This window comes from Amorphus sp. 3PC139-8 (assembly GCF_040750475.1).
GTDB lineage: Bacteria > Pseudomonadota > Alphaproteobacteria > Rhizobiales > Amorphaceae > Amorphus.
Window position 1 is genome coordinate 61,450 of record NZ_JABJVY010000023.1, and the last position, 21,200, is coordinate 82,649.

Genomic DNA, 21,200 nt, shown 5'->3' on the forward strand with positions numbered 1-21,200 from the left:
GGCGTGTCAAAGGAGAAGCTTGCGGTAGCCACCCCGCATGAGCTGCCGACCACGGCGAACGGCGCGACGCACGTGGTCGCGGAGATGATCCCGGGGGTCGGTCCAGTCGGCGTCGACGCGCGCCTCACCGAAGAGCGCCACGGCAATCTCGCGGTACGGCGCGTCGGCGAGCCAGCCGTCGAGCGCTTGCAGCACCACGCGCAGGCGCCGCCCGGAGGGCTCGATCCGCGGGCGGCTCGAGAACCGGCCGCGCCCGATGATGTTGGCGAGGCACTCGAGCGCGTGGAAGCGAGCGCGGAGTCGTTGAGACTGGAGGACGGCATCGGTCATTAGCCGCACCGGCTGCAACAGGCTCGTCCCCGTGACGCTGAGTTGAAGCGTGTGGCCTGCGTCCATGACCGAGAGGTGCTGTCGCCCGTCGGGCGTCAGCAGCACGGTCGTTTGGCACGGGATGTCTGGCAGGATGAACCGCTCCACGCCGAGGCGTGAATCCGCCACGAGCGCGATCGCGGGGAGCACATACGGGCACACGCAGGGGTCCCAGAAGACGGCAGCCGAGGTCGCGTTCTGGTCAGGCGCGTCGGCGAAAAAACAGCCCCCAATGCGCCATCTCGCGCAGTTCGGCCCGTGCCGTCATCACGGTGAGGTTGGGCGACCGCGTCTCGACCGCGACGGCGGCCGACGCGTCCGCCCAGGCGCGCCGGTAGGCGCCGTCGCGCCGAAGGAACTCCCAGGCCCAGCCGCGTCGCGGCAACGACGCGGTGTAGCCATAGGCCGCGCGATGGCGCCATCCAGCAACTTGGCCGGTGTTCGGTTGCTCTACCATGCCTGCAGGTTTCCGCGCTTATGGCAGATGAAGATCGCTGCGTGCCCCCCAACCTCGCCTTGGCGATCTCCTCTCGCCAGTCGATCCCTGCACCCGGTCCGCCGGACCTACGCGGCGGCCGAGGCCACCGGTGCCCAGAGGACGGGTCCGCGGAGCGCGCCGCCCTGCCGCATCTTGGCAAGTGCTTCCGGCGAGACCCCGAGGTAGCCAGCCACCGAGCGCATGCCCCCGATCGTCTGCGGCTCGCCAAGGCGCCGCAGTGGCCAGGCAGCGCGGCGGAGGATGCGCTCCATGCGGAGATCCGTGACGGTAACGATGTCAGCAAGGCCGCGGGCGAGTCCGAACTCGATCATGCCGGCGAAGAGTTCGTAGGTCGCCGAGGCGATCCCGCTCGCGGGGTCGCCAGCCTCGTGTCCGACGTCGAGCGCAAACCGGCTGCTCTCCCATATGGCCGGGTCCGAAGGTGCCGGGTGGCCGGCCAGCAACGGGGCGAAGGTGTCGCGGAGCATGGTCGGGCCCGAGGTCGGCAGCAGCCGCACGCAACCGCGGACATGGCCGTCGGGCGCGCGCTGAAGGAGATAGGCGGGATGGAGCGCATCGAACGCGTCGAGCTCCATGTCGCCGCTGACCTCGACATCCCAGTCGAGCCGTTGCTTGAAGACGCGGTAGCGCAGGCGGTACATCTCGGCGAGATCCTCTGCGAACTCGCCGTAACGGTCGGGAGTGATGAGCTGCATCATGATCGCCTCCTACGAAGATTGGCCTTCGCGTATTGGAGGCGAGACGTCAGGAAGAAACACCCTGTGCAGTTGCACAGGGTGACGGCGGATGGCCCGTCAGTGCGAAGTTGGCCTGGATGCGGACAGGCGCGCAACGGCCTGGCAGACCGTGCGGACGTCGAGCTTCGCCCTCGCGTTATCCAGGTGAAACGCGACCGTTCGGCGAGAGATGCCAAGGATGCACCCAATCTCCCAGGCGGATTTGCCCCTGGCGGCCCATTCGAGGCACTCGAACTCGCGCGGCGACAGAGCGGCTCCGTCGACGACGCGGTCGGCGACGAGCTTGCGGCGAGCGTGGGCATGAAAGTACATCGCCATGAGCTGCAGGACCGGCGCATGGGTCTCGATGCTGCGGCGGAACGCTGGATGGCGCTGATCGGCGGCGAAGGTAATGGCCGCGACCGGCCCCTGGCCGTCGTGGATCGGGATCGTGAAGCCGCAGCGGATGCCGAATCCGGCGGCCTCGTCGAAAAACCGCTGCTGCGGCGGCGTGAGCTCGTTCAAATCCACGCCGTGGCCCCACTCGAACGGATCCGGGGTACGCGCGGCCCTGAGAATGACCGGGTCGACGCGCTCGTAGTGGCTTTCGACGTAATGGCCGGTCCAGGCTGCCGGATAGGTAGAGATCACCTGTGCGTCCGCCCCGCGCCGGCGGGGCATGGACAGATAGGCGAAACAGCGCAGGTCGAGGGCGGCCGTAGCCTCGGCCATGGCCTCCTGCAGGCCCTGGAGGTCGACGCTTTCCCAAATATCGTCGATGAATCTTTGGAAGATGCGATGCATTTCGACATCTCCCGACTACCGGAACGAATTCCTCCTCTTTGCATGGCGAATGGAAGCCGTATGCGATCCAGAGCGGCCATCCGACGACTATGTAGTGACCCAAACCGGCACGTCCAGTGCTCAAATGACTGCCGGAGAAGCCGAGCTAACGCCTTTCATTCAGCCGCGATCGGGCGCTCAGTATTGTGATTGCTACGAACATGGAAAGTCGAATCCTGTAGGCCTTCTAGTCAGGGAGCACCGCTCTATGTGAGGTCCTCTCGGAGGCTAGGAAGCCTCGCCGTGCTGGCGCCGGGCCCGACGTGTCGGATCGAAACCTCGGGAGACCCTCAAGCGAAAACGACGGAAACATGACATCGGCAAGAACAAGGACAAGCGAAAGCGTGCAGCTCTGGGCGTTGCTGGCAGGTGTTGCCCTGCTCGTGGCGGGCAACGGCCTGCAGGCTACGCTGCTAGGCGTACGCGCGGGGCTGGAAGGCATGGCCGACGAGACGGTTGGCGTGGTCATGTCCGCTCACTTCGCCGGTTTCGTCGCCGGCTCGATCTACGCGCCCAGCCTGATTCAGCGGGTCGGCCACATCCGTGCCTTCGCCGCCCTCGCCTCGATCGCGTCGGCCGTCGCGCTCTGCTTTGCGATCTTCGTCACGCCGCCGGCATGGATCGCCTTCAGGGGGCTGCACGGTGCCTGTTATGCCGGGCTGGTGATCGTCGCTGAAAGCTGGCTCAACGCCTCGGCCAGCCGCGAACGGCGCGGACGGGTGCTGGCGCTGTACATGATCGTGATGTACGGGAGCTGGACGGCGAGCCAGCTATTCCTGACCCTGGCGCCGGCAGACGGGTTCGTTCTGTTTTGTCTTGTCTCGGTGTGCCTCTCGCTGGCCCTGGTGCCGATCACGCTTACCGAGGCGGGCATTCCCGGGGTGGTGGCAGCCACACGCCTGAAGCTGGGGCGGCTCTACGCCCTGTCGCCGCTGGCCCTGGTCGGCGCCTTCGTTCTCGGACTCACCGTCAGTGCGTTCTTCGGAATGGCGCCGACCTTTGCCCAATCGATCGGGCTGGAGAAAGACGCCATCGCGATTTTCGTCGGAGCCATGCTGACGGGTGCACTGATCCTGCAGTGGCCGCTTGGCTGGCTTTCGGACCGGGTAGACCGACGATACGTCATCGTTGGCACGTCCGCCGTGGCCGCCGCGACCGCCGCACTCATAGCGGCCTACGCCGGAGCGTCGCCGGGGCGTCTTATAGTGCTGTCTTGCCTGCTCGGCGGCGCGACGATGCCGGCCTACTCCCTTTGCGTTGCCCATCTTAACGATCATATCGAAGAAGACGAGTTGATCGCCGCCGCCAGCGGCCTCGTGCTCGTCTACGGGATCGGCTCCGCCGTGGGACCTTTTGCGGCGAGCGTGGTTATGGGGGGTCTCGGCCCGGACGGGCTCTTCGCTTTCATCGCCGTCGCCATGGGTGCCTATGCCGTCTACAGCGGGTACCGCTTTACCCAACGTGCGGCACCGGCGCCTGAAGACAAGGAAAGCTACACGGCCGTGCCGCAAACCAGTCACGCCGCGCTACCCCTGCATCGGCATGGCACCGGCAAGGCCGAGGGCGAGCCGGCACCGCGCTAGGTGTTCAGTCCCGGCATGTGGTGGACGGGATTGAGTCTGAACTGTTTGGGCTGCTCGTTCCAGATTTTGCAGATGTGCTCATATGGCGTTAGGCCTTTGAGCGTCTTGAGGCGCTTGGCGAAGTTATAGGCGTCGAGGAACGCTGAGAGATGCGTTCTGAGCTGTTGATGGCTCTCGTAGTGGTAGCGCCTGACGGTGGCCTCCTTGATGGTTCGGTTCATGCGTTCGGCCTGTCCGTTGGTCCAGGGATGGTTGGGTTTGGTGAGACGGTGTTCGATGCCGTGCTCACGGCATCGCATGTCGAACATGTGCGCGGTGTATCGGGCTGTCGGTCCGTCGCGATACCGTGTCGGGAAGCTGAACTGGATGCCGTTGTCGGTTAGTACGGTGTGGATCCTGTAGGGTACGGCTTTGATGAGGGCTTCCAGGAAGGCTGACGCGGTGCGCCGGTTTGCTTTCTCCTCGAGTCTGGCGAAGGCGAACTTCGATGTCCGATCGACCGCCACGAACATGTAGAGCTTGCCGTCTGCGGTGCGCAGCTCGGCGATGTCGATGTGGAAGTAGCCGATGGGATAGTCCTTGAAGCGCTTCTTCGGCTTGTCGCCCTCGACACTGGGCAGCCGGCTGATGCCGTGACGCTGGAACAAGCGGTGCAGAGCTGAGCGTGTCAGCTGTGGAACCGTTGTCTGCAAGGCGTAGAGACAGTCGTCCAGCGGCAGCAACGTGTGCTTGCGGAAGGCGACGATGAGCGCTTCCTCCTCGGCCGACAGCACGGTCGAGTGGCGCTCCTTCGGCCCCATCGGGGCGTCCTCCACAAAGGACCGTTTACGCCACTTCCGCACCGTCTTGGGGTTGACACTGTAGCGTTCGCTCAGCTCCTGGACCGAAGCTTGCGATCGCTGTATCGCAGCTCGGACAGCGTGCGTGGTCGTGGCGCTGCCGTGTAGTACCTGTCCCATAGCGTGTCCTTGTCGCTGGCCAGAGATACACTGCCATCACACCTTGGGACTGAACAGCTAGGACCAGAAGAGCGCGCCTCTACCGATTCAGCAGCCAAAACAGGAGGCTCAGGACTAGGCTCACGACCAACGACGTCATAAGCGGCAGATAGACGCGGAAGCCCTCCCGCTCGATGACAACGTCCCCAGGCAATCTACCCAGGCCCAGCTTTCCCAGCCATGGCCAGAGAAGGCCGGTGATCACAAGGACGATGCCGAGTACAACTAGAATCCGGCTCACCGCGATCCACCCGTACCACTATTCCCACGCCAAGCTCAGTACCAGATGCCCGGCCAGCGGTACCGGGGTGGTCTCGCAACCGGCATGATCGTGGCCGGCACGACCACCACGCGGGTTGCCGGGGGCGACAGCGGCGGCGACGATACTTCGTCGCGGAGCCTCATCAGTCGACGAATGCGCTCCTCGGTCGGCGGATGGGTGCGAAGAAGAGACGGGTCCGGCACGTGCCGACCGGGGAAAAGCACCCTTTCCCAGAAGCGCCCCTGCCAGCTCTCGAGTTTCGCGAGCGCTAATGCCAACCCCTCCGTCTCGCCTGTCAGCCTGACGGCGTCGAGATCGGCATCGAACTCACGCGCCCGCGAAAGCGCGAGCTGAAGCAAGTCCATGAGCGTTGGCGCGACAATCATGAGCAGTACGAGAAACCAGGGCACCACACCGCCGTCGGCCGCGATCAGCGGAAGATTCACCGCCAGCAAAACGATGCCGAGATAGGACATCAGCGCGGTGACCCGGCTCATCGCGTCGGCAAGATTCATGACCCACAAGTCGTTGTTCGCGATATGGCTGACCTCGTGCGCGAGCACACCGACAAGCTCGCGGAAGGTCAGGTTGCGCAACATGCCGTCCGTCACCGCAATTGCTGCGGCGCTCCGGTTGCCGACGGCGAAGGCGTTGAGCACCGCGCTTGGCACGTAGTAAAGGCGGGGCGGTGCCGGCAAGTCGGCCCGCCGGCCGAGTTCCGCCAAGGCGGCATAGACGTCCGGCAACTCCGCGTGGCCGACGGGCCGCGCTCGATAAAGTGAAAGTACGAGAGCCGGCGGCACCGCGGGCGAAAGCACCATCGCGAGGATCGCCCCGGCGAGCCCCCAAAGGATCCCTTCCGTCCCCCAAAGGGTCCACGCGCAGGCGCTCACGATCAGCGCCATTCCGGCAATCAGAAGCGCCGAATGGACAATGTTGCGCAGCTTGTGCATGGCGTGGGCGCTCATTGTCCTATTCCTTGTCGTTACCAGCGGCCGCTGGCTTCGCCACATCAAGGGCAAGCAAGGCCTCCTCGCCGCGAAGCGCGCGGGCGTGCAGCCACCTGAAAAGAAAGAGGGGAAGCAACGTGGTAAGGGCGATCACGAAGACCATGACGGCGTAGACGTCGCTCGTGAAGACGCCCGCGCCGCGACCCAGCTCGGCAAAGATCAGACCGACCTCACCCCTCGGCACCATCGCCGTGCCGATCAACACGCGGGACGGCGATGGCGCCGGGATCAGCAAGGGCCCGATCATCTTGCCGAGCACAGCTGCGACAAGCAGGCACGCGGAGAACGTCCAGACGAAGGGCTCGTCCCAGCGGACCAGGCTCAGGTCCAGGGAGAGACCGACGACCACGAAGAAGAACGGTGTGAAGAGATGGATGATCGGCTTCATTTGCCCCTCGACCTTGTGCGCAAAGTCCCGGTCCACCCGGGGGACGACGCCGAGCGGCAAGAAGAAGCGACGAGAGAGCGAAAGGCCCGCGGCAAGGCCCCCGAGGATGGCGGGAGCGCCAACCAGGGTCGCGAGCCACGCAAAGAAAAATACGAGTGCCGCGATGACGGTCGGTACCAAGCCAGGGATGCGCCCCATCTCATCAAGTCTGCGGATTGCCCAGGTGAGCGGATGGGCAATGAAAGGCGCGAACACAAAGAAGCCCACAAGAAAGACAAAAACGCGGGCCGTCTCGGTCCAATGGACGGCACCCTCGGTGGCAAACTGATGGACGAGGACGAGCAGCAGGACGCCGAGCACATCATCGACCACTGCCGCGCCGATCACGATCTGTGCCTCCGGGGCTTTCTGGAGGCCCAACTCCGAAAGGGCACGGACGGTTATACCGGTGCTGGTCGCGGTGAGCGTGCCGCCGACCAAAAGCGCGACGAGGAACGAGGTGTCGAACACCCAGTAGGCAAGCGCAAAGCCTAAGCCGAGCGGGAGAAGAAGGCCGGCAACAGCGACGGCCAGGGCCTTGCCTCCCGTACGGACCAGCCTCGCAACATCCGTCTCGAGCCCGACCTCGAAGAGCAGGAGCGTGACGCCGATCTCGGCAAGAAGCCTTAGCATCTCGCCCGGCTCCAACCACCCGAGCAGACTGGGGCCGAGAATGACGCCGGCAACCAGCTCGCCGATCACCGCCGGCGCGCCCGCCTTGACGGCGACGGCCGCGAACAGGCGCGCCGATACCAGGACCGCCACCAGCTCCAGGAAGAATCGATGATCGTCCATCGTTCCCCTCGAGCAGGTCAGCGGACGACGACGAACAGTTCGGCGCCATTCCGGTAGAGGTTGAGCGCGATGACCGGTCCGGCTTCGTCGATCGCTCGGGAAAGATCGTTAACTGTCGTCACCGGCTCGCGGTTGACGGCCATGATCACGTCACCCGGACGCAACCCCACTCGCGCGGCGGGACTGCCGGGCGCCACCTGTGACACGACGACGCCGTCGACCACCCCGTAGCCGTTCATTCCTGGTTTCAGCTCCTCGAACTCGGCGCCCGCGAGCGCGCGGCCGACCCTGCCGGATGGCGCCACCGACACCCGGTCACCCGGCCCCAGACGAGCGGAAACGGTGATTTCTCTTCCATCCCGCAGCAGGGTGAGCTCCACCTCCGAGCCAGCGCGCATCAACCCGATGGCATTTCGCAGGTCCGCGGAGTCCTCGACCGCACGTCCGTTCACCGCCACCACGATATCGCCCGGCCTGAGCCCTGCCCGCTCGGCCGGCGTGTCTTCTTCGACACTGGCGATGACGGCACCGGCAGTCCGCGGCAGCCTCAGAGCCTCGGCAAGATCGGGCGTGAGATCCTGGATCATCACGCCGAGCCGGCCGCGGCGGACTTCTCCGTACTCGATCAGTTGCTCCATGACGGCGCGTGCCATGTTGACGGGGACCGCGAACCCGATACCGACGTTGCCGCCGGCAGGCGCGATGATGGCGGTGTTGATGCCGACGAGCCTGCCGTCCAGCGTGAGCAGCGCACCGCCCGAATTGCCGGGATTGATCGGGGCGTCGGTCTGGATGAAGTCCTCGTAGCCCTCCACGTTGAGGCCGCCGCGGCCGAGCGCGCTGATAATGCCCGAGGTGACGGTCTGGCCGAGGCCGAACGGGTTGCCGACGGCAACCACGAAGTCTCCGACCTTCAGCCGGTCGGAATCGCCGAGCGGGACGTCCGTGAGCGCCTCCGGTTTGATCTTCAGCAAGGCGATGTCGGTTGCGGCGTCGCTGCCGACGAGCTCCGCGTCGAACCGGCGCCGGTCCTTCAAGGTGACGACGATCTGGTCTCCCTCGTCGACCACGTGATGGTTGGTGAGCACATATCCTTTTGCAGCGTCGACGATCACGCCCGATCCGGCGCTCATCTGCGGCCTGCTGCGGGGCAGTTCGGGGAGATCGAAAAAACGCCGAAAGAAGGGATCCTGATAAAGCGGATTGCTTTCGATGGGCCGCTCAGAGACGACCGAAATGTTCACCACGGCGGGCGTTACCTTCTCCAGCAACGGCGCCACGGTGGGGACACCGCGGCCATCGCCTTCTCCCGCGAGCGGCGCGACAGCGTCCGCGCGCCACGGCATGGCAAGCGCGACCACAATAATTATCGCCTTGAGAATCGATGAGCTGGCTCTCGTCATGCTTCGTACTCCTGGTCTAAGAGCTGGTCATGAGACGGTGCCTCCCTGTTGCCAAGAGGAGCCGGTTGCGAGCCGCTGCAGAGCGCTGTTGTGATCGGCGTCGGGGCATCGGCTTCCAAGGGGAAGGCCGAGGATGCCTGCTTCCCGGCAGCGAGCCGGTCTACGAACGCGCGGTGCCAGGCCTGTGCATCCTGTTTCCGGAGTCTCCGCAGCAGGGCATCATGCCGAGCCAGGCGCTCGTCGAGCGGCATGGTCAGTGCCTGGTTGATCGCGTCGGCAGTGCCGTCGACATCGTGCGGGTTGACGATGAGCGCTTCCTTCATCCCCTCCGCCGCGCCGGCGAAGCGCGAGAGGACGAGGACACCGGGATCGGCCGGATCTTGCGCGGCGACGAACTCCTTGGCGACCAGATTCATTCCATCGCGCAAGGGTGTGACGAGGCCGACCCGGCTGGCACGAAACAACGCCGCGAGTGTGGACCGCGCGAGCGGCTTCACGTGGTAGCGGATCGGTGTCCAGTCGAGGTCGGCGAAAACCCCATTGATCTCGCCGCTGAGCCGGTCCAGCTCCTCGCGCGTGATGGCGTACGGGCCGAGCTCTTGGCGGCTCAAAGGCGCGATCTGCAAGAGCGATACCTTGTTCCGCCACTCGGGAATGCGCTCGAGGAGGCTTCGGTAGGCGGCGAAGCGATGCGACAAGCCCTTCGTGTAGTCGAGGCGATCAACGCCGATGATGACGTCGCGATCCTGAAGCGCGCCCGTCAGCCTTTCCACGTGGTGGCGCGCTTTCGGTGACGTCGCCAGATCGGCAAAACCATCGACGTCGATGCCGACCGGAAAGACGCCGACTTGGACAGATTGGCCGAACGCGTCGATCTGGCCGTGCCCGTCTTGACGCGCACCCACCAGCCTTTCCATGGTCGAAAGGAAGCACGCCTTGTCCGTCTCCGTCTGGAAGCCGAGGAGATCGTTGGCGACGAGCGCGCTGAGAATCTCCTCATACCCGGGCAGAGAGGCGAACACTTCCTTCGGCGAGAAGGGAACGTGAAGGAAGAAGCCGATCCGGTGCCGGCATCCCAAGCGGCGCATCTCGCGCGCCAGCGGAATCAAGTGATAGTCGTGGACCCAGATGAGGTCGTCTTCTCGCAGCAACGGCGCCAGAGCTTCCGCGAAGCGCCGGTTGACGGCCCGGTAGGCCTCAGCATAGCTATGCCGGAACTCGACCAAGTCGGTCCGATAGTGAAGGATCGGCCACAAGCAGCGGTTGGCGTAGCCGAGATAGCAGTCCTGATGCTCCCGCGGAGTCAGATCGAGCGTCACGAGGTCAACATTCTCAGCCCTTCGATTCCTGGCGGGGCTGCCATCGGCGTCTCGACGAACCTGACCGCTCCATCCGAACCAAAGGCCGCGTCGCACGCGGAAGATCTCGTCCAGTGCGACGGCCAGGCCCCCGGCCTGCCCGTCCTGGTCAGGGTCCGCCACGCGGTTGGAAACGATGACCAGACGCGAGGTCGACGCGTTGCCGTCTGACCGGACCGCGCGGCCGCACGCAGCGAGGCTCGCCGGCAACTGGAGCCCGGCTTCATCGGGAGCGAGGCGATCAGCCGCCTTCCGTTCCGTCGAACCCGTCTCCTCGCGCCGCGTCTGGCGGAGTGTATTCGTTTTGTCTCGTAGCTCCTCCGGTCTGCACATCACGGCCTCCATGGTCTCGCATCGGCCGTCCCACCTCGCTGTCCTAGCGTGGTCGGACGACCCGCGGAGCATGGGCACAGGGCCTGACGGCTCTTGGGCCGTCAGGCCCTGTGCACCGATTCACGACGCCTTCACCTCGATCTTCCGAACCTTCGCCTGCGCCTCCGGCGTCTTCGGCAGCGTCACCGTCAGAACGCCCTTCTTGAACTGCGCTTCTGCCTTCTCGGAATCGACGCCCGGCGGCAGGGGAATGCTCCGGTAGAAGGACCCGTAGCTGCGTTCGGCGAGATAGTAGCCCTTCTTCTTCTCCTCCCGCTCCGCCTTCTTCTCGCCCCGGATGGTGAGGACGTCATCGCTCAGGCTGACATCGATATCCTTCTCGTCCATACCCGGGAGCTCGACGGAGACATCGACAGCCTCGTCGGTCTCGGTCACGTCGGTGCGCGGGCCCGTCACCGACAGCAGCCCGTTCGAAACGCCGGCGGAACGGTCGAACCGGCTCCAGAAGTCGTCGAAGACGCGGTTGATATCCCGCTGCAGGTTCAACAGCGGGTTGTCGCCGTCCCCTTGCTGCCGCGCGACCTCATTGCGGTCGCGGCCCCAGGGAATGAGATCACTGATCTGCATTTCAACCTCCTTCTCTTGCTTGCTCGGCGCCGACGGTGTCAGGCGGCCTTGACCGTGATCTTCCGGGTCTTGGCCGATTCCGCCTTCGGCATCTTCAGCGTCAGAACGCCATTCTTGTGACTGGCCTCGATACGGTCGCGGTCGATCTCCTCGGAGAGGGTGAAGACGCGTTCGTAATCGCCTTCGCCGTACTCGGCATGCACACGCCGATAACCATCGTGCGCCTGCCGATGGACATGACCGCGGATGGTCAGGACGCGACGTTCCAGGTTGACGTCAACGTCCGCGGGCGCGACGCCCGGCATATCCGCGACGAGGACCACATGGTCCTCGGTCTCGTAGATGTCGGTATCGGGCCTGTAAACCACCGCGGAGCGCGTCACCTCTCCCTGCTCTGTGGGCGTGACCTCGCGTTTCGCCGTGGTCGTCATTTCCTGGGCCATGGTTGCCTCCTTTCCGTAGTCATTACTTCCCGTTGATCGCGATCTTGCGCGGACGGTCCGCCTCGGGGCGCTGCATCTCGACCTCGAGCACACCGTTCTCGAATTTCGCCTGGACCTGGTCCGGATCGACCCGGAACGGCAGGCCGATCGTGCGCGAAAAGGTGCCGTAGGGTCGTTCGCGACGATGCCAGCCGGCGTGTTCGGCTTCTTCCACCTGGTGCCGTTCTCCGCGCATAGTGAGCGTGTCCTCGCGGATGGTGAGCTCCACATCCTCGGCGGACAGGCCCGGCAGCTCCGCCGTCACAACGACGCTGCTGTCGCCGATCCAGAGATTGACCGGCGGATAGGCCTGCGCCGCGGGGAACACCCCCGCGTTGTCGAAGAGCCGGTTCATCTCGGCTTGAAGCTGCCGCATCTCGGCAAAGGGATCCCAGCCGGTGCGGCCCATCTGTGTCAGCTGCATTGCTCTTCCTCCTTTGTTCACGATCCTCTCGGTCAACCGCGCATCGCCGACAGACGCGCAAGCGCATGCGCGTGATCGCTCGACGCCGGTTGTGGAACCTCAAGGTGCGGGGGGTGTCCTGCCGGGCCCGGAGGAAGAGCAAGAGATGGACAGGGCCCGACTCTGTTCGACGCGGCCCGGCTACAACCGGGTCGTGCGACAATCAATGACTAGGCGCACATCCTTCCGTTGCAAAGCAACGTGCTCGCGCCCAACCCTGCCGGTCGGACTTGCCATTTCTTGCCCCGGGACCCGTCAGTGGCATCCCGCGATCACCGATTTGGTATGAAGTTGCGGCTTGTCAAGTGCCTTCGCTCGAACCGATTCTCACAGGGCGGCTGTAGATCTTGAACAGCTGCATTCCCGCGCCTATCTCGATGCCGGCTAAAATGAGCGCGGTCGCGTCCGTGCTCAGGTGAAGGAGGTAAGGACATGGCTCTGAAAATCGACCAGAAGTCAGGTTGGCAGGATTGGGCCAATATTGTCTTGGCCGTCCTGTTGTTCATTACACCCTGGGTGTTCCAGTTCACGACCCCCACGGATACCACGGGCGCCAGCGAGACGAACGCTGTCTCCGCGGCTGCCTGGAACGCGTGGGTCAGCGCGCTGGTCGTCGCTGCCCTGGCGGCCGCGGCGTTGCTGCGCTTCGCGGAGTGGGAAGAATGGCTGAACGCCGCCGTCGGCATCTGGCTGGTGGTCTCGCCTTGGCTACTCGGCTATGTGGCGCTGGCCGAGGCGATGTGGAGTGCCATAGTTCTCGGGGCGCTTATCGCCATCAGTTCCAGCTGGAAGGCCCTTGAGACACGCAGCGGAGGCTGGCGAGCGACAGCGTAAACCGACCGCGAAAGCTGCCCGCGATGCGGTGAAGCCGAGGTCACGCTTCTGGCTGCCGAGAAAGGCCTCGGCTTCACCTCACTTCATCGCGAAGCTTACGCGAACCACATAGCGAGGTTGGCGGGAAGGGATGTATCGCGTCTTCACCGCAATGGGACGTGCGGGCAAAACCACTTCGCGCTCCAGTGCCCAGTTTCTGTTTCAGAGCCCGCCAGCGGCAGCGTTGAATTGACAAGTTTGGTGCAGCTGGAAGGTCGACCTTATTGCGGTAACGTCGTCATGGAACGCAAGACACAAATCAACCTATGGTATGTCGTTCTGGCCGTTTTCGGGGTGATCCTGCTGCGCGATCTCTGGGTTCAGACGCAGTCGGTCGAGCCTATTCCCTACAGCCGGTTCGAACGGTATGTGGATGAGGGACTGGTCCGGGACGTTGTGGTCGGCAAGGACTACATCCGCGGCACCTTCATCCAGCCTCAGAACGGCAAGAGCCATTTCGTCACCACGCGCGTGGAACCCGGGCTCGCAGAGCGTCTGAGCGGCACCGGCATCGAGTATACCGGTGCCGTCGAAAACACGTGGCTCAGCACCCTGCTCTCCTGGGTCGTACCCGTCCTGCTCTTCTTTGCCCTCTGGATGTTCGTGATCCGCCGCTTTGCGGAAAGGCAGGGTTTCGGCGGGCTGATGTCGATCGGCAAGAGCAAGGCCAAGGTCTACGTGGAGACCGACACCAAGGTCGGCTTCCGCGACGTGGCCGGGGTCGACGAGGCTAAGGAGGAACTGCAGGAGATCGTCGAGTTCCTGAAGGCGCCTGAAGACTACGGCAAGCTCGGCGCGCGCGTGCCGAAAGGCGTGCTGCTGGTCGGGCCGCCGGGCACCGGCAAGACCCTGCTCGCCCGCGCCGTCGCCGGCGAGGCCGGTGTGCCGTTCTATTCAATCTCCGGCTCCGAGTTCGTGGAGATGTTCGTCGGCGTCGGCGCGGCGCGCGTGCGCGACCTCTTCGAGCAAGCCCGGGCCAAGGCGCCGGCGATCATCTTCATCGACGAGCTCGACGCGCTGGGCCGGGCGCGCGGCGCGGCCGGACCTGTCGGCGGCCATGACGAGCGCGAGCAGACGTTGAACCAGCTTCTCACCGAGCTGGACGGCTTCGATCCGAGCACCGGGCTCGTGCTGCTCGCCGCGACCAACCGCCCCGAAATCTTAGACCCGGCCCTGTTGCGCGCCGGGCGCTTCGACCGCCAGGTCCTCGTCGACCGGCCCGACAAGAAGGGCCGGGTCGATATTCTGCGCGTCCACATGAAAAAGGCGCGGATCGCCCCGGACGTCGACGCCGAGCAGATTGCCGCGCTCACCACCGGCTTCAGCGGCGCCGACCTCGCGAATCTCGTCAACGAGGCAGCCCTGCTCGCGACGCGGCGCAAGGCCGAGGCCGTCACCATGGACGACTTCACCCGCGCCATCGAGCGCATCGTCGCCGGGCTCGAAAAGAAGAACCGGCTCTTGAATCCCAAGGAGCGCAAGGTCGTCGCCTACCACGAGATGGGGCACGCCCTCGTCGCCATGGCGCTTCCCGGCGTCGACGAGGTGCACAAGGTCTCCATCATCCCGCGCGGGATCGGCGCGCTTGGCTATACCATCCAGCGGCCGACCGAGGATCGGTTCTTGATGACGCGCGAGGAACTCGAGAACAAGATCGCGGTCCTTCTGGGCGGCCGCGCCGCCGAGCGCCTCGTCTTCGGCCATCTTTCCACGGGCGCTGCCGATGACCTCGCCAAGGCCACCGACATCGCCCGCTCCATGGTGGCCCGCTACGGGATGGACGAGGAGCTGGGCTACGTGAGCTACGACGACCAGCGGGCGAGCTTCCTGGGCGAGACGCGCCCCGGGTACGCCGAGCGCCGCTACAGCGAGGCCACGGCCGAGAAGATGGACGCGGCGGTCAGGCGGGTGATCGACGACGTATTCCAACGGGCCATGGCGATTCTACAGGTAAACCGGGAGCTTCTTGATCGCAGCGCGAACGAGCTGCTCACGAAGGAAACCCTCGACGACACCGCATTGAAGACGTTGGGACGAGAACTGACCAAGCCGGACACGGACGCCCAACCCGTTGAAGAATCTGCGGCCGTCGACGCGGCATAAGGGCGCGTCGACGGCCGAGGGTGTTACAAGATTCGAAGCACGACACGTCGAGGAGGTTCCCTATCGCCTCGTCCGAAGCGTGCCGCGCCCCGCTTGACGGTCTGGCTCCTATGTGCGGCCGGAAATGTAGTCTTTCAGCGCGGCGGCTTCAGCATCGATCTCGGCGAGTCGATGCTTCACCACGTCGAGCGTGTTGATGATTCCGCACAGTGCGCCACCGTCAGTGATCGGAATGTGGCGGACCTGGTGCTCGTCCATGAGTTCATAGATACGGCTAAGAGGGTCCCCGATGTCGCAGGTTGCGACCTCGCGCGTCATCAGGTCCCCAACCGGACGGTCCATCACGTCGCGGCCAAACTGCTTCAGGCCGCGCGCGATGGCGCGCGCGGAGACGATGCCCTCGATCTCCTTGCCGTCACCGCTGATCACGACCGCAGCAACATCGTCGCGCTCGAGCTGGTCCACGACGTCCTGGACCCTGGCCGTGGGCGGCGCCACCGAGACGAAGTTTCCCTTTTTTTCTAGCAAGCTCCGGACTGTCATGGCCTGTACTCCGATGGATCCCTTTCCTCCTCGATAATGGAATTGCCCCAGCCTCAATACGTCACGGTCACGGCCACGTCGTCGTTGCGGCCAAGCACATTGACCGAGACATCGTCTTCGTAGCGGCGGAGCAGGATGTCCGCGCGTGTTTCGCCCAATCGCAACGATCGGATGACCAGTTCGTCCAGGAAGCGGGGCAGCCAGGGCCGCCGGAATCGTATTTCATTCGCGGCGTGATCGAACTGGATGCCAAGACACGCCTGTAGCAAGGCGAAGGGCGTTCCGCTTGCCGCGACCGCGGCAGGCCGGGCCGCCGCCTTCCAATGCGTGGCGCGCAAGTTGTCGACCCTTGCGGCTTCGGCGGGGCGACCGGGCAGGCTCATGAGCGCCCACACCCAAGCCGGCGGCGCCCAGAAGAACGGCGCCGGCGCTATCAGCAGTGCGGTGTACGCCGCAGCGACCGCATAGTCCCAGGTCGACCAGCGCTCGACATGGCTCGCTGTCTGGCTGTCACCCATCGCGCGGCCTTCTGCCAATCCGTTCTCATGCCGCATGGCTGCGTGGCTCCTCATGCGCCTGATTAGCGGCGGCGAGTATCGCCTCGCCATCACCGCCATCGCTTCCCAGGCCGAGGCTGGCGTCCTCCCGCAGCGCATCGAGCTCGGGCTCCTCGTAGCCACGACGCTGGAGCCTGCGAACCAGCCGTTCTCGCAACGCGTTGACATCGACCTTGCCGGCGGCAATCTCCCGGAGGGACACGAGCGTACGCGGCTCGCCCGCGACTTCGATCATCTGCGGCTCACCCCGGCCCAGCTGTCGCGCGCGCTCGGCCGCGAGCAGCACGAGTTCGAAACGGTTCGGGACCCGTTCAAGACAGTCGTTTACGGTGATGCGCGCCATGCTCACCTCCCCCGGGCCTGTCCCTTCTCGACGGTCGGAGCGGCTGGTGGATGTTGCCACCGGAAGTTGTCGGCATAGCTCTTGGGACGGATTCTCGGCTCGTGCGGCTCGATGACCGTATAGGGCCAGCCTCGGCGTTCCGCGAAAGCGACCGCCCGTTCCTTGCTCGGAAAGGTCAGCTTCACCTGCTGGAGCGTGTCGCGCGAACTCGTCCACCCCATGAGAGGCTCGATTTCGGTCGCCCATCTCGGCTCGAATTCGAGCACCCACTTCTTGGTCCGTGCCTGTCCCGCCTGCATGACGCTCCGTGCCGGGCGATAGATGCGCACGGCGAGGCCCTGTGCCGGGCTGGCAGAGAACTGAGACGATGGACGGCGCTTCGACCGCTCCTGGCCTAGGTCAATGAGATCGGCGTTCCTGGCCGGTACGGATCGGGCCGGGGCTTCCTGCCCGCAAGGACCGAAATCCCGTTCGGTCTTGGCAAATGCTCTCATTGCCGCCTCCCTTTGGCAGGTTCACTTCCGGGGTATCTGATCGGGGTGCCGGCGGTGATGCCGAGCCATCCTGGCGGATCGCTCGCGGGAAACGACTCGAGCGCAGCCAGGTCAATGGGATCTGGCCGCACAGACGCCTTTTGCGAGGCGTCCGTGCCCGAGTACAAACCCGCGACGTCAGCATTGACCGTCGCGGTGTCACCACCACCTCTGTCCGTTTCCTTCGCAGGCCACGCTCCGACCGGTAGTGGCCTGGTTTCCGCAGCGAATGATCTCATGACCGGACTCCTCCATCTTCTCGAAATTCATCGCCATGAACCTCGAGGACAGAAGAGCCGCCGGCGGCGGCCGCACTGCATCGGAAGGGCAAGAGGCACGAAACGTGCCGGGCCGGTCCATCACCGGGCTGCCGGTGGAGCCCGGCAGCGGCATCGGACGCACGGTCAAACACACCCTTCGCTAGAAGCGATGTGCAAGCGCGCGGCGGCTCACCCTCAAGGTCGAGCCTCGCGCCGAACGCGGTAATCCGCCGTTCGGCGAGAAAAATTTAGGATCGGAGAATGCCACTTCAAGACCTGCAGGATCGGTCTTGGACGCTGCGGGCGACGGCCGTCTCGCGCGGATAAGCGCAGATGCGCGGGGCCGGAAGCGAGAGGGTCGACGGGTATTCGATTTCTTCAGCCTTCGGCGTCACGGCGTCAGCGAAACCGATGTCGACCTGCACCGGAAAACGCGCGCCGGAAAGCCTCGCTCAATGCCGCATGCGGGTGCCGACAGAGCCATTCTCCCGTCCCGCATCTTCCCAACGCTGGCCCGGACCGCAAAAGCATTACCACTCCGACGGATGACGTTGTGGACAAAATACAAAGGCCCCGCAAGCAGTTAAGCTTGCGGGGCCCTGGTCAGATCTGGATTTCCAGCGAGTTATAACAAAAGTGGTTGCGGGGGTAGGATTTGAACCTACGACCTTCAGGTTATGAGCCAAGTGCAAAGCCATTTTTGGCACACATTTCCAACAGGATCCAACATATAACATATTGTATTTTTATGCTTTTCTAATCCAGACCGCTTGGTCATTGTTGGGAGTTTTTGATTTTAAGTGTGCCAAAAGTGTGCCAAAAAAGTTCGGTGGAGCGCGTCGCTCTCGAGACCGCGAGGACACCCGTGGCCACAATTCAGAAGCGTGAAGGAAAGAGAGGACCATCCTATCGGGTGATGGTCCGGATGAAGGGCTTTCCCGATCAGGTACGCACCTTCAAGCGGCTAACCGATGCGAAGCAATGGGCTCAGGAAACCGAAAGCGGCATTCGCAAAGGCGAATTCAAGAACGTCGTTCGCACAGCGGCGGCAAAAACTTTGCAGGATGTGATCGACCGGTTCCGCGCCGAGGTCTTCGTTCATCGCGCGGAGAGCACAAAGCGGGCCGAAGCCTCTTTCCTCAACTATTGGGAGCGGGAGCTCGGGCCGTACTCTCTTGCCTACATCACGTCTGATCTGGTGAGCGAGAAAATGCGTGCGCTCGCGGCTGAAGGCGACAGCCGCCGCAAGACCAAGGGCACCGATGGGAAGGCGAGGAAACCACAGAAGCCCAAGAGCCCGAAGACGCTGAAGCACTATAGGGATGAGCTCGCCCTGCTCTTCAAATACGCCATTCAGTGGGGTTGGACAGCCTCCAGCCCGCTCGATGGCGTGAATAAGATTACCAAGATCAGAAATGAACGGACCCGCTACCTGGACGATGACGAGCGAGCGCTCCTGCTCAAGGCCTGCCAGGAAAGCGATAATCCGCAGCTCTATCCGGTCGTGCTGCTTGCGATCAGCACCGGCGCGCGTCGCAGCGAGATTCTCAGCCTTACGCAGGCCGACGTGAACTTGGAACGCGGCACCGCCATCCTACGCAATACGAAGAACGGCGATACGCGCGTTGCTTACATCGTCCCGCAAATCTTGCCGGCTATTCGCGATCAAATTGCCTACGCCAAAGCCCTCTATGGAAAACTACACGAACCGCCGGAAACACAATGGTTGTTCCCACGCCGTGACGGCCGGGGACCGATCGACATACGCAAGGCATGGGAGAACGCCCGCGACGCCGCCGGTCTGGCGGATTTCCGCTTCCATGATCTTCGACACAGCACGGCCAGCTATCTGGCCATGAACGGCGCGAGCCTTGTCGAAATCGCGGAAGTGCTCGGGCATCGGACGCTTCAGATGGTCCGCCGCTATGCCCATCTTTCCGACAGTCACATCAAGGATGTTGTCGGGCGAATGAACAACCGCTACCTCGGCCCTTCCGAGCCCGAACGGCCAGACAGCTGATCGGCGTTGTGCCCACCCATTGGTTCGACCGGCGTCGGGCCGCTCTGCGAGTTTCCGGGAACGCCTACGATGATCCCATGTCCGCGAAGGCGTCGGCATAGATCGCCTCGATTTGTCGGGCCTCTTCGTCGGTGAGCGCGGCGAACTCCTTCTCGCGGGCGCGGTTCGAGAGTGCGCCGTCATTCTGTTTCAAGAAGCGGAAGAGCAGATCGACCGTGCGCTCGGGCATGTCGATCATCGCCTCGATCCGGGCGCGGAATGTGTCGTAGCGGCGCAGGAAATCCGTCTCGTAGGGCAAATCGTGGTCGATCGTCTGGCGGACGCACGCGTAGAGGAATTCCGCGTGGGGGGTCGCATCGAAGAATCGGTAGAAGTCGCCGGTGTCGTTGAGCACCCGAACGTTGAATTGCTCCGTCGGTTCCCAGCGGATCAGCGGCAGCAGCCGCTCCGAGTAGCTTTCCAGCGTGTCGCGATAGCGGTCGATGCGATCTAGAATGACGGCGGAGACCGGAAAGACCAAGCCCGGCGGGTTGTATCCTCGTTCGGCAAGGACATGGTGGATGAGGTAGCGATGCAGGCGCCCGTTGCCGTCCTCGAACGGGTGAACATAGACGAACCCGAACGCCAGGACTGCCGCGGCGATGACGGCGTCCATCTGGCGGGCGGGACCGTGGTCAAAGGCCGTCATGCCGTCGATCAGCGTCGAGAGGTCTTCCGGGCGCGCGCTGATGTGCTCCGGCAGCGGCATCCGCGTCTCGCGATCATGCTCGCCGACAAAGCCGCCTTCCCGGCGCAGGCCGAGACGAATGAAGCGGGCATCGCCGATGACGATGCGCTGCAGGCGCAGGAGCTCGTCGCGGTCCAGCGGCGTGCGGCCGGCCTCTCCGATCGCCCGGCCCCAACGCTGGATGCGATCCTGGGGCGGGCGCTCGCCTTCGATCGCGTAGCTCGACTTCGAATCCTTCAGCAGTAGGAAGGCTGCCGTCCGGGCAAGAATGTCGCGCGGGACGTCCGCGACGATCTCCTTTGCCTTTCGGGCCAAGTCGCGTGCGACGAAGTCCTCAAGCATCTTGGTGCGAAAGACCAACGGGCAGAATTCCGGCGTCCCAGGGAGGTTGTCCTTGACCCGGTAGCGCGGTGCTGTTTTCGCCTCGGCCCCCCACTGAAGCTCGGGATCGAGGGCCGGGACGTACCGCCCCGTCTTCGCATCCGGTAGGTCCAGGGTTTCACCTGTCAGCCATTCATAGAGGAACCAAACGCGACGGGCGTAGGCTCCGGTGGGCTTGCCGCGCACGATCGCTTCGATCGGTGCGGGGCCGGTTGTTTGAAACAGGCGCTTGAGCGCGGCGAGATCGAGCCCCTCATATTTGAGGGCGAAGGTGAGGTGGCCTTCCAGAGTCGCTTCGGGCGCGTGCCGAGGCGTCATCAGCCGCCAGCCGTCCTTTTCGATGAGACGGTGATGAGCGCCGATCGCCGAGAGCGTGCGGGGCAGCGGCACGTCGAGCCCGTAGGCGTCGATCAGCGCGCTGTAGCCCGAAGGCGTGGCAGGCTCGGGCAACCGCCTTTCCTGAAAAATGGTGACGGGGCCTGAAAATGGAATCTCGTTCGCTGCTGACATGAAATCCGTGCCTTGTTCTTATGTTTTGGTTCCGGCACAGGCCGTCTATGAATTTTGATATTAGCACGTGAAATATGATTCTTCAGTATAAAACTGCGCGAAACTCGACGTGGTCCCCTTGGTCAGGGGACACGTCGCCACCGCTCGGGGACGGAAGAGGGTTTCTCCGTAAATCCCTTTGA

At 64.1% G+C, this 21,200-nt stretch carries 22 protein-coding genes and 1 pseudogene; 4 read left to right on the plus strand and 19 right to left on the minus strand.

Annotated elements, in window-relative coordinates:
- Positions 1–6 precede the first annotated feature (6 nt).
- The 4 genes from HNS03_RS19250 to HNS03_RS19265 all read right to left on the minus strand — a co-directional run bounded on the left by HNS03_RS19250 (position 7) and on the right by HNS03_RS19265 (position 2,388).
- Positions 7–531 carry a DUF2285 domain-containing protein gene (locus tag HNS03_RS19250; RefSeq protein WP_367197684.1) on the minus strand — a complete coding sequence of 175 codons (525 nt, stop codon included), beginning with the start codon at positions 529–531 and terminating at the stop codon, positions 7–9.
- Positions 532–571: 40 nt separating this feature from the next.
- A complete protein-coding gene (locus HNS03_RS19255; protein ID WP_367197685.1) occupies positions 572–826 on the minus strand; it encodes a DUF6499 domain-containing protein in 255 nt (84 codons plus the stop codon).
- Between the two features lie 107 nt (positions 827–933).
- On the minus strand, positions 934–1,566 hold the full coding sequence (locus HNS03_RS19260) for an acyl-homoserine-lactone synthase (protein ID WP_367197686.1): 633 nt from the start codon (positions 1,564–1,566) through the stop codon (positions 934–936).
- A 96-nt stretch (positions 1,567–1,662) separates the two neighbouring features.
- Positions 1,663–2,388: a LuxR family transcriptional regulator gene (locus HNS03_RS19265; RefSeq protein ID WP_367197687.1), complete on the minus strand. Its 726-nt coding sequence runs from the start codon at positions 2,386–2,388 to the stop codon at positions 1,663–1,665.
- Between the two features lie 350 nt (positions 2,389–2,738).
- Here HNS03_RS19265 and HNS03_RS19270 point away from each other — a divergent pair, with 350 nt between their 5' ends.
- Positions 2,739–4,010 (plus strand): MFS transporter, encoded by a 1,272-nt coding sequence (locus HNS03_RS19270; RefSeq protein ID WP_367197688.1) that lies wholly within the window; start codon positions 2,739–2,741, stop codon positions 4,008–4,010.
- On the opposite strand, the gene HNS03_RS19275 is transcribed toward HNS03_RS19270, so the two are convergent.
- The 9 genes from HNS03_RS19275 to HNS03_RS19315 form a co-directional block, all read right to left on the minus strand.
- Positions 4,007–4,969, minus strand: coding sequence for an IS481 family transposase (locus HNS03_RS19275; protein ID WP_367197689.1), 963 nt, complete (start codon positions 4,967–4,969; stop codon positions 4,007–4,009). The genes HNS03_RS19270 and HNS03_RS19275 overlap by 4 nt on opposite strands.
- A 79-nt stretch (positions 4,970–5,048) precedes the next feature.
- Complete coding sequence (locus HNS03_RS19280) at positions 5,049–5,249, minus strand: DUF2905 domain-containing protein (protein ID WP_367197690.1); 201 nt, start codon at positions 5,247–5,249, stop codon at positions 5,049–5,051.
- A 35-nt stretch (positions 5,250–5,284) separates the two neighbouring features.
- Positions 5,285–6,238, minus strand: a complete 954-nt coding sequence (locus tag HNS03_RS19285; protein ID WP_367197691.1) for a zinc metalloprotease HtpX — start codon at positions 6,236–6,238, stop codon at positions 5,285–5,287.
- A gap of 4 nt (positions 6,239–6,242) precedes the next feature.
- Positions 6,243–7,502 carry a cation:proton antiporter gene (locus HNS03_RS19290; protein WP_367197692.1) on the minus strand — a complete coding sequence of 420 codons (1,260 nt, stop codon included), beginning with the start codon at positions 7,500–7,502 and terminating at the stop codon, positions 6,243–6,245.
- A gap of 17 nt (positions 7,503–7,519) precedes the next feature.
- Positions 7,520–8,848 (minus strand): DegQ family serine endoprotease, encoded by a 1,329-nt coding sequence (locus tag HNS03_RS19295; protein WP_367197726.1) that lies wholly within the window; start codon positions 8,846–8,848, stop codon positions 7,520–7,522.
- A 53-nt stretch (positions 8,849–8,901) separates the two neighbouring features.
- Entirely contained in the window at positions 8,902–10,608 is a 1,707-nt protein-coding gene (locus HNS03_RS19300) for a trehalose-6-phosphate synthase (protein WP_367197693.1), read from the minus strand.
- Positions 10,609–10,716: 108 nt separating this feature from the next.
- Entirely contained in the window at positions 10,717–11,223 is a 507-nt protein-coding gene (locus HNS03_RS19305; RefSeq protein WP_367197694.1) for an Hsp20/alpha crystallin family protein, read from the minus strand.
- A gap of 38 nt (positions 11,224–11,261) precedes the next feature.
- Entirely contained in the window at positions 11,262–11,666 is a 405-nt protein-coding gene (locus HNS03_RS19310; protein WP_367197695.1) for an Hsp20/alpha crystallin family protein, read from the minus strand.
- 22 nt (positions 11,667–11,688) lie between these two features.
- Positions 11,689–12,129, minus strand: coding sequence for an Hsp20/alpha crystallin family protein (locus HNS03_RS19315; protein WP_367197696.1), 441 nt, complete (start codon positions 12,127–12,129; stop codon positions 11,689–11,691).
- Positions 12,130–12,600: 471 nt separating this feature from the next.
- Between HNS03_RS19315 and HNS03_RS19320 the strand changes: the two genes are divergently transcribed.
- Positions 12,601–13,002, plus strand: a complete 402-nt coding sequence (locus HNS03_RS19320; RefSeq protein ID WP_367197697.1) for an SPW repeat protein — start codon at positions 12,601–12,603, stop codon at positions 13,000–13,002.
- A gap of 279 nt (positions 13,003–13,281) precedes the next feature.
- On the plus strand, positions 13,282–15,144 hold the full coding sequence (ftsH, locus tag HNS03_RS19325; RefSeq protein WP_367197727.1) for an ATP-dependent zinc metalloprotease FtsH: 1,863 nt from the start codon (positions 13,282–13,284) through the stop codon (positions 15,142–15,144).
- Between the two features lie 108 nt (positions 15,145–15,252).
- Here ftsH and HNS03_RS19330 read toward each other — a convergent pair whose 3' ends face one another.
- From HNS03_RS19330 to HNS03_RS19350, 5 genes and pseudogenes are all read right to left on the minus strand, one after another.
- Positions 15,253–15,687 (minus strand): CBS domain-containing protein, encoded by a 435-nt coding sequence (locus HNS03_RS19330; RefSeq protein WP_367197698.1) that lies wholly within the window; start codon positions 15,685–15,687, stop codon positions 15,253–15,255.
- Between the two features lie 53 nt (positions 15,688–15,740).
- A complete protein-coding gene (locus HNS03_RS19335) occupies positions 15,741–16,241 on the minus strand; it encodes a hypothetical protein (RefSeq protein ID WP_367197699.1) in 501 nt (166 codons plus the stop codon).
- Positions 16,231–16,587: a DNA-directed RNA polymerase subunit omega gene (gene rpoZ / locus HNS03_RS19340; protein WP_367197700.1), complete on the minus strand. Its 357-nt coding sequence runs from the start codon at positions 16,585–16,587 to the stop codon at positions 16,231–16,233. Before rpoZ ends, HNS03_RS19335 begins: the two co-directional genes overlap by 11 nt.
- Positions 16,588–16,589: 2 nt before the next feature.
- On the minus strand, positions 16,590–16,916 hold the full coding sequence (locus HNS03_RS19345; RefSeq protein ID WP_367197728.1) for an ETC complex I subunit: 327 nt from the start codon (positions 16,914–16,916) through the stop codon (positions 16,590–16,592).
- A 733-nt stretch (positions 16,917–17,649) separates the two neighbouring features.
- Positions 17,650–17,808 (minus strand): annotated as a pseudogene (locus HNS03_RS19350) (hypothetical protein); the annotation flags it as partial.
- Positions 17,809–18,245: 437 nt separating this feature from the next.
- Between HNS03_RS19350 and HNS03_RS19355 the strand changes: the two are divergent.
- Complete coding sequence (locus HNS03_RS19355; RefSeq protein ID WP_367197701.1) at positions 18,246–19,400, plus strand: tyrosine-type recombinase/integrase; 1,155 nt, start codon at positions 18,246–18,248, stop codon at positions 19,398–19,400.
- 64 nt (positions 19,401–19,464) lie between these two features.
- Here HNS03_RS19355 and HNS03_RS19360 read toward each other — a convergent pair whose 3' ends face one another.
- Positions 19,465–21,018, minus strand: a complete 1,554-nt coding sequence (locus HNS03_RS19360) for a Fic family protein (RefSeq protein WP_367197702.1) — start codon at positions 21,016–21,018, stop codon at positions 19,465–19,467.
- Positions 21,019–21,200: the final 182 nt, after the last annotated feature.

Bases quoted from the DNA above. Each gene is read 5' to 3' on its own strand.
- HNS03_RS19255 (WP_367197685.1), bottom strand. From the start codon at position 826: ATGGTAGAGCAACCGAACACCGGCCAAGTTGCTGGATGGCGCCATCGC.
- HNS03_RS19260 (WP_367197686.1), bottom strand. From the start codon at position 1,566: ATGATGCAGCTCATCACTCCCGACCGTTACGGCGAGTTCGCAGAGGAT.
- HNS03_RS19265 (WP_367197687.1), bottom strand. From the start codon at position 2,388: ATGCATCGCATCTTCCAAAGATTCATCGACGATATTTGGGAAAGCGTC.
- HNS03_RS19270 (WP_367197688.1), top strand. From the start codon at position 2,739: ATGACATCGGCAAGAACAAGGACAAGCGAAAGCGTGCAGCTCTGGGCG.
- HNS03_RS19275 (WP_367197689.1), bottom strand. From the start codon at position 4,969: ATGGGACAGGTACTACACGGCAGCGCCACGACCACGCACGCTGTCCGA.
- HNS03_RS19285 (WP_367197691.1), bottom strand. From the start codon at position 6,238: ATGAGCGCCCACGCCATGCACAAGCTGCGCAACATTGTCCATTCGGCG.
- HNS03_RS19290 (WP_367197692.1), bottom strand. From the start codon at position 7,502: ATGGACGATCATCGATTCTTCCTGGAGCTGGTGGCGGTCCTGGTATCG.
- HNS03_RS19295 (WP_367197726.1), bottom strand. From the start codon at position 8,848: ATGCCGTGGCGCGCGGACGCTGTCGCGCCGCTCGCGGGAGAAGGCGAT.
- HNS03_RS19300 (WP_367197693.1), bottom strand. From the start codon at position 10,608: ATGGAGGCCGTGATGTGCAGACCGGAGGAGCTACGAGACAAAACGAAT.
- HNS03_RS19305 (WP_367197694.1), bottom strand. From the start codon at position 11,223: ATGCAGATCAGTGATCTCATTCCCTGGGGCCGCGACCGCAATGAGGTC.
- HNS03_RS19310 (WP_367197695.1), bottom strand. From the start codon at position 11,666: ATGGCCCAGGAAATGACGACCACGGCGAAACGCGAGGTCACGCCCACA.
- HNS03_RS19315 (WP_367197696.1), bottom strand. From the start codon at position 12,129: ATGCAGCTGACACAGATGGGCCGCACCGGCTGGGATCCCTTTGCCGAG.
- HNS03_RS19320 (WP_367197697.1), top strand. From the start codon at position 12,601: ATGGCTCTGAAAATCGACCAGAAGTCAGGTTGGCAGGATTGGGCCAAT.
- ftsH (WP_367197727.1), top strand. From the start codon at position 13,282: ATGGAACGCAAGACACAAATCAACCTATGGTATGTCGTTCTGGCCGTT.
- HNS03_RS19330 (WP_367197698.1), bottom strand. From the start codon at position 15,687: ATGACAGTCCGGAGCTTGCTAGAAAAAAAGGGAAACTTCGTCTCGGTG.
- HNS03_RS19335 (WP_367197699.1), bottom strand. From the start codon at position 16,241: ATGCGGCATGAGAACGGATTGGCAGAAGGCCGCGCGATGGGTGACAGC.
- rpoZ (WP_367197700.1), bottom strand. From the start codon at position 16,587: ATGGCGCGCATCACCGTAAACGACTGTCTTGAACGGGTCCCGAACCGT.
- HNS03_RS19360 (WP_367197702.1), bottom strand. From the start codon at position 21,018: ATGTCAGCAGCGAACGAGATTCCATTTTCAGGCCCCGTCACCATTTTT.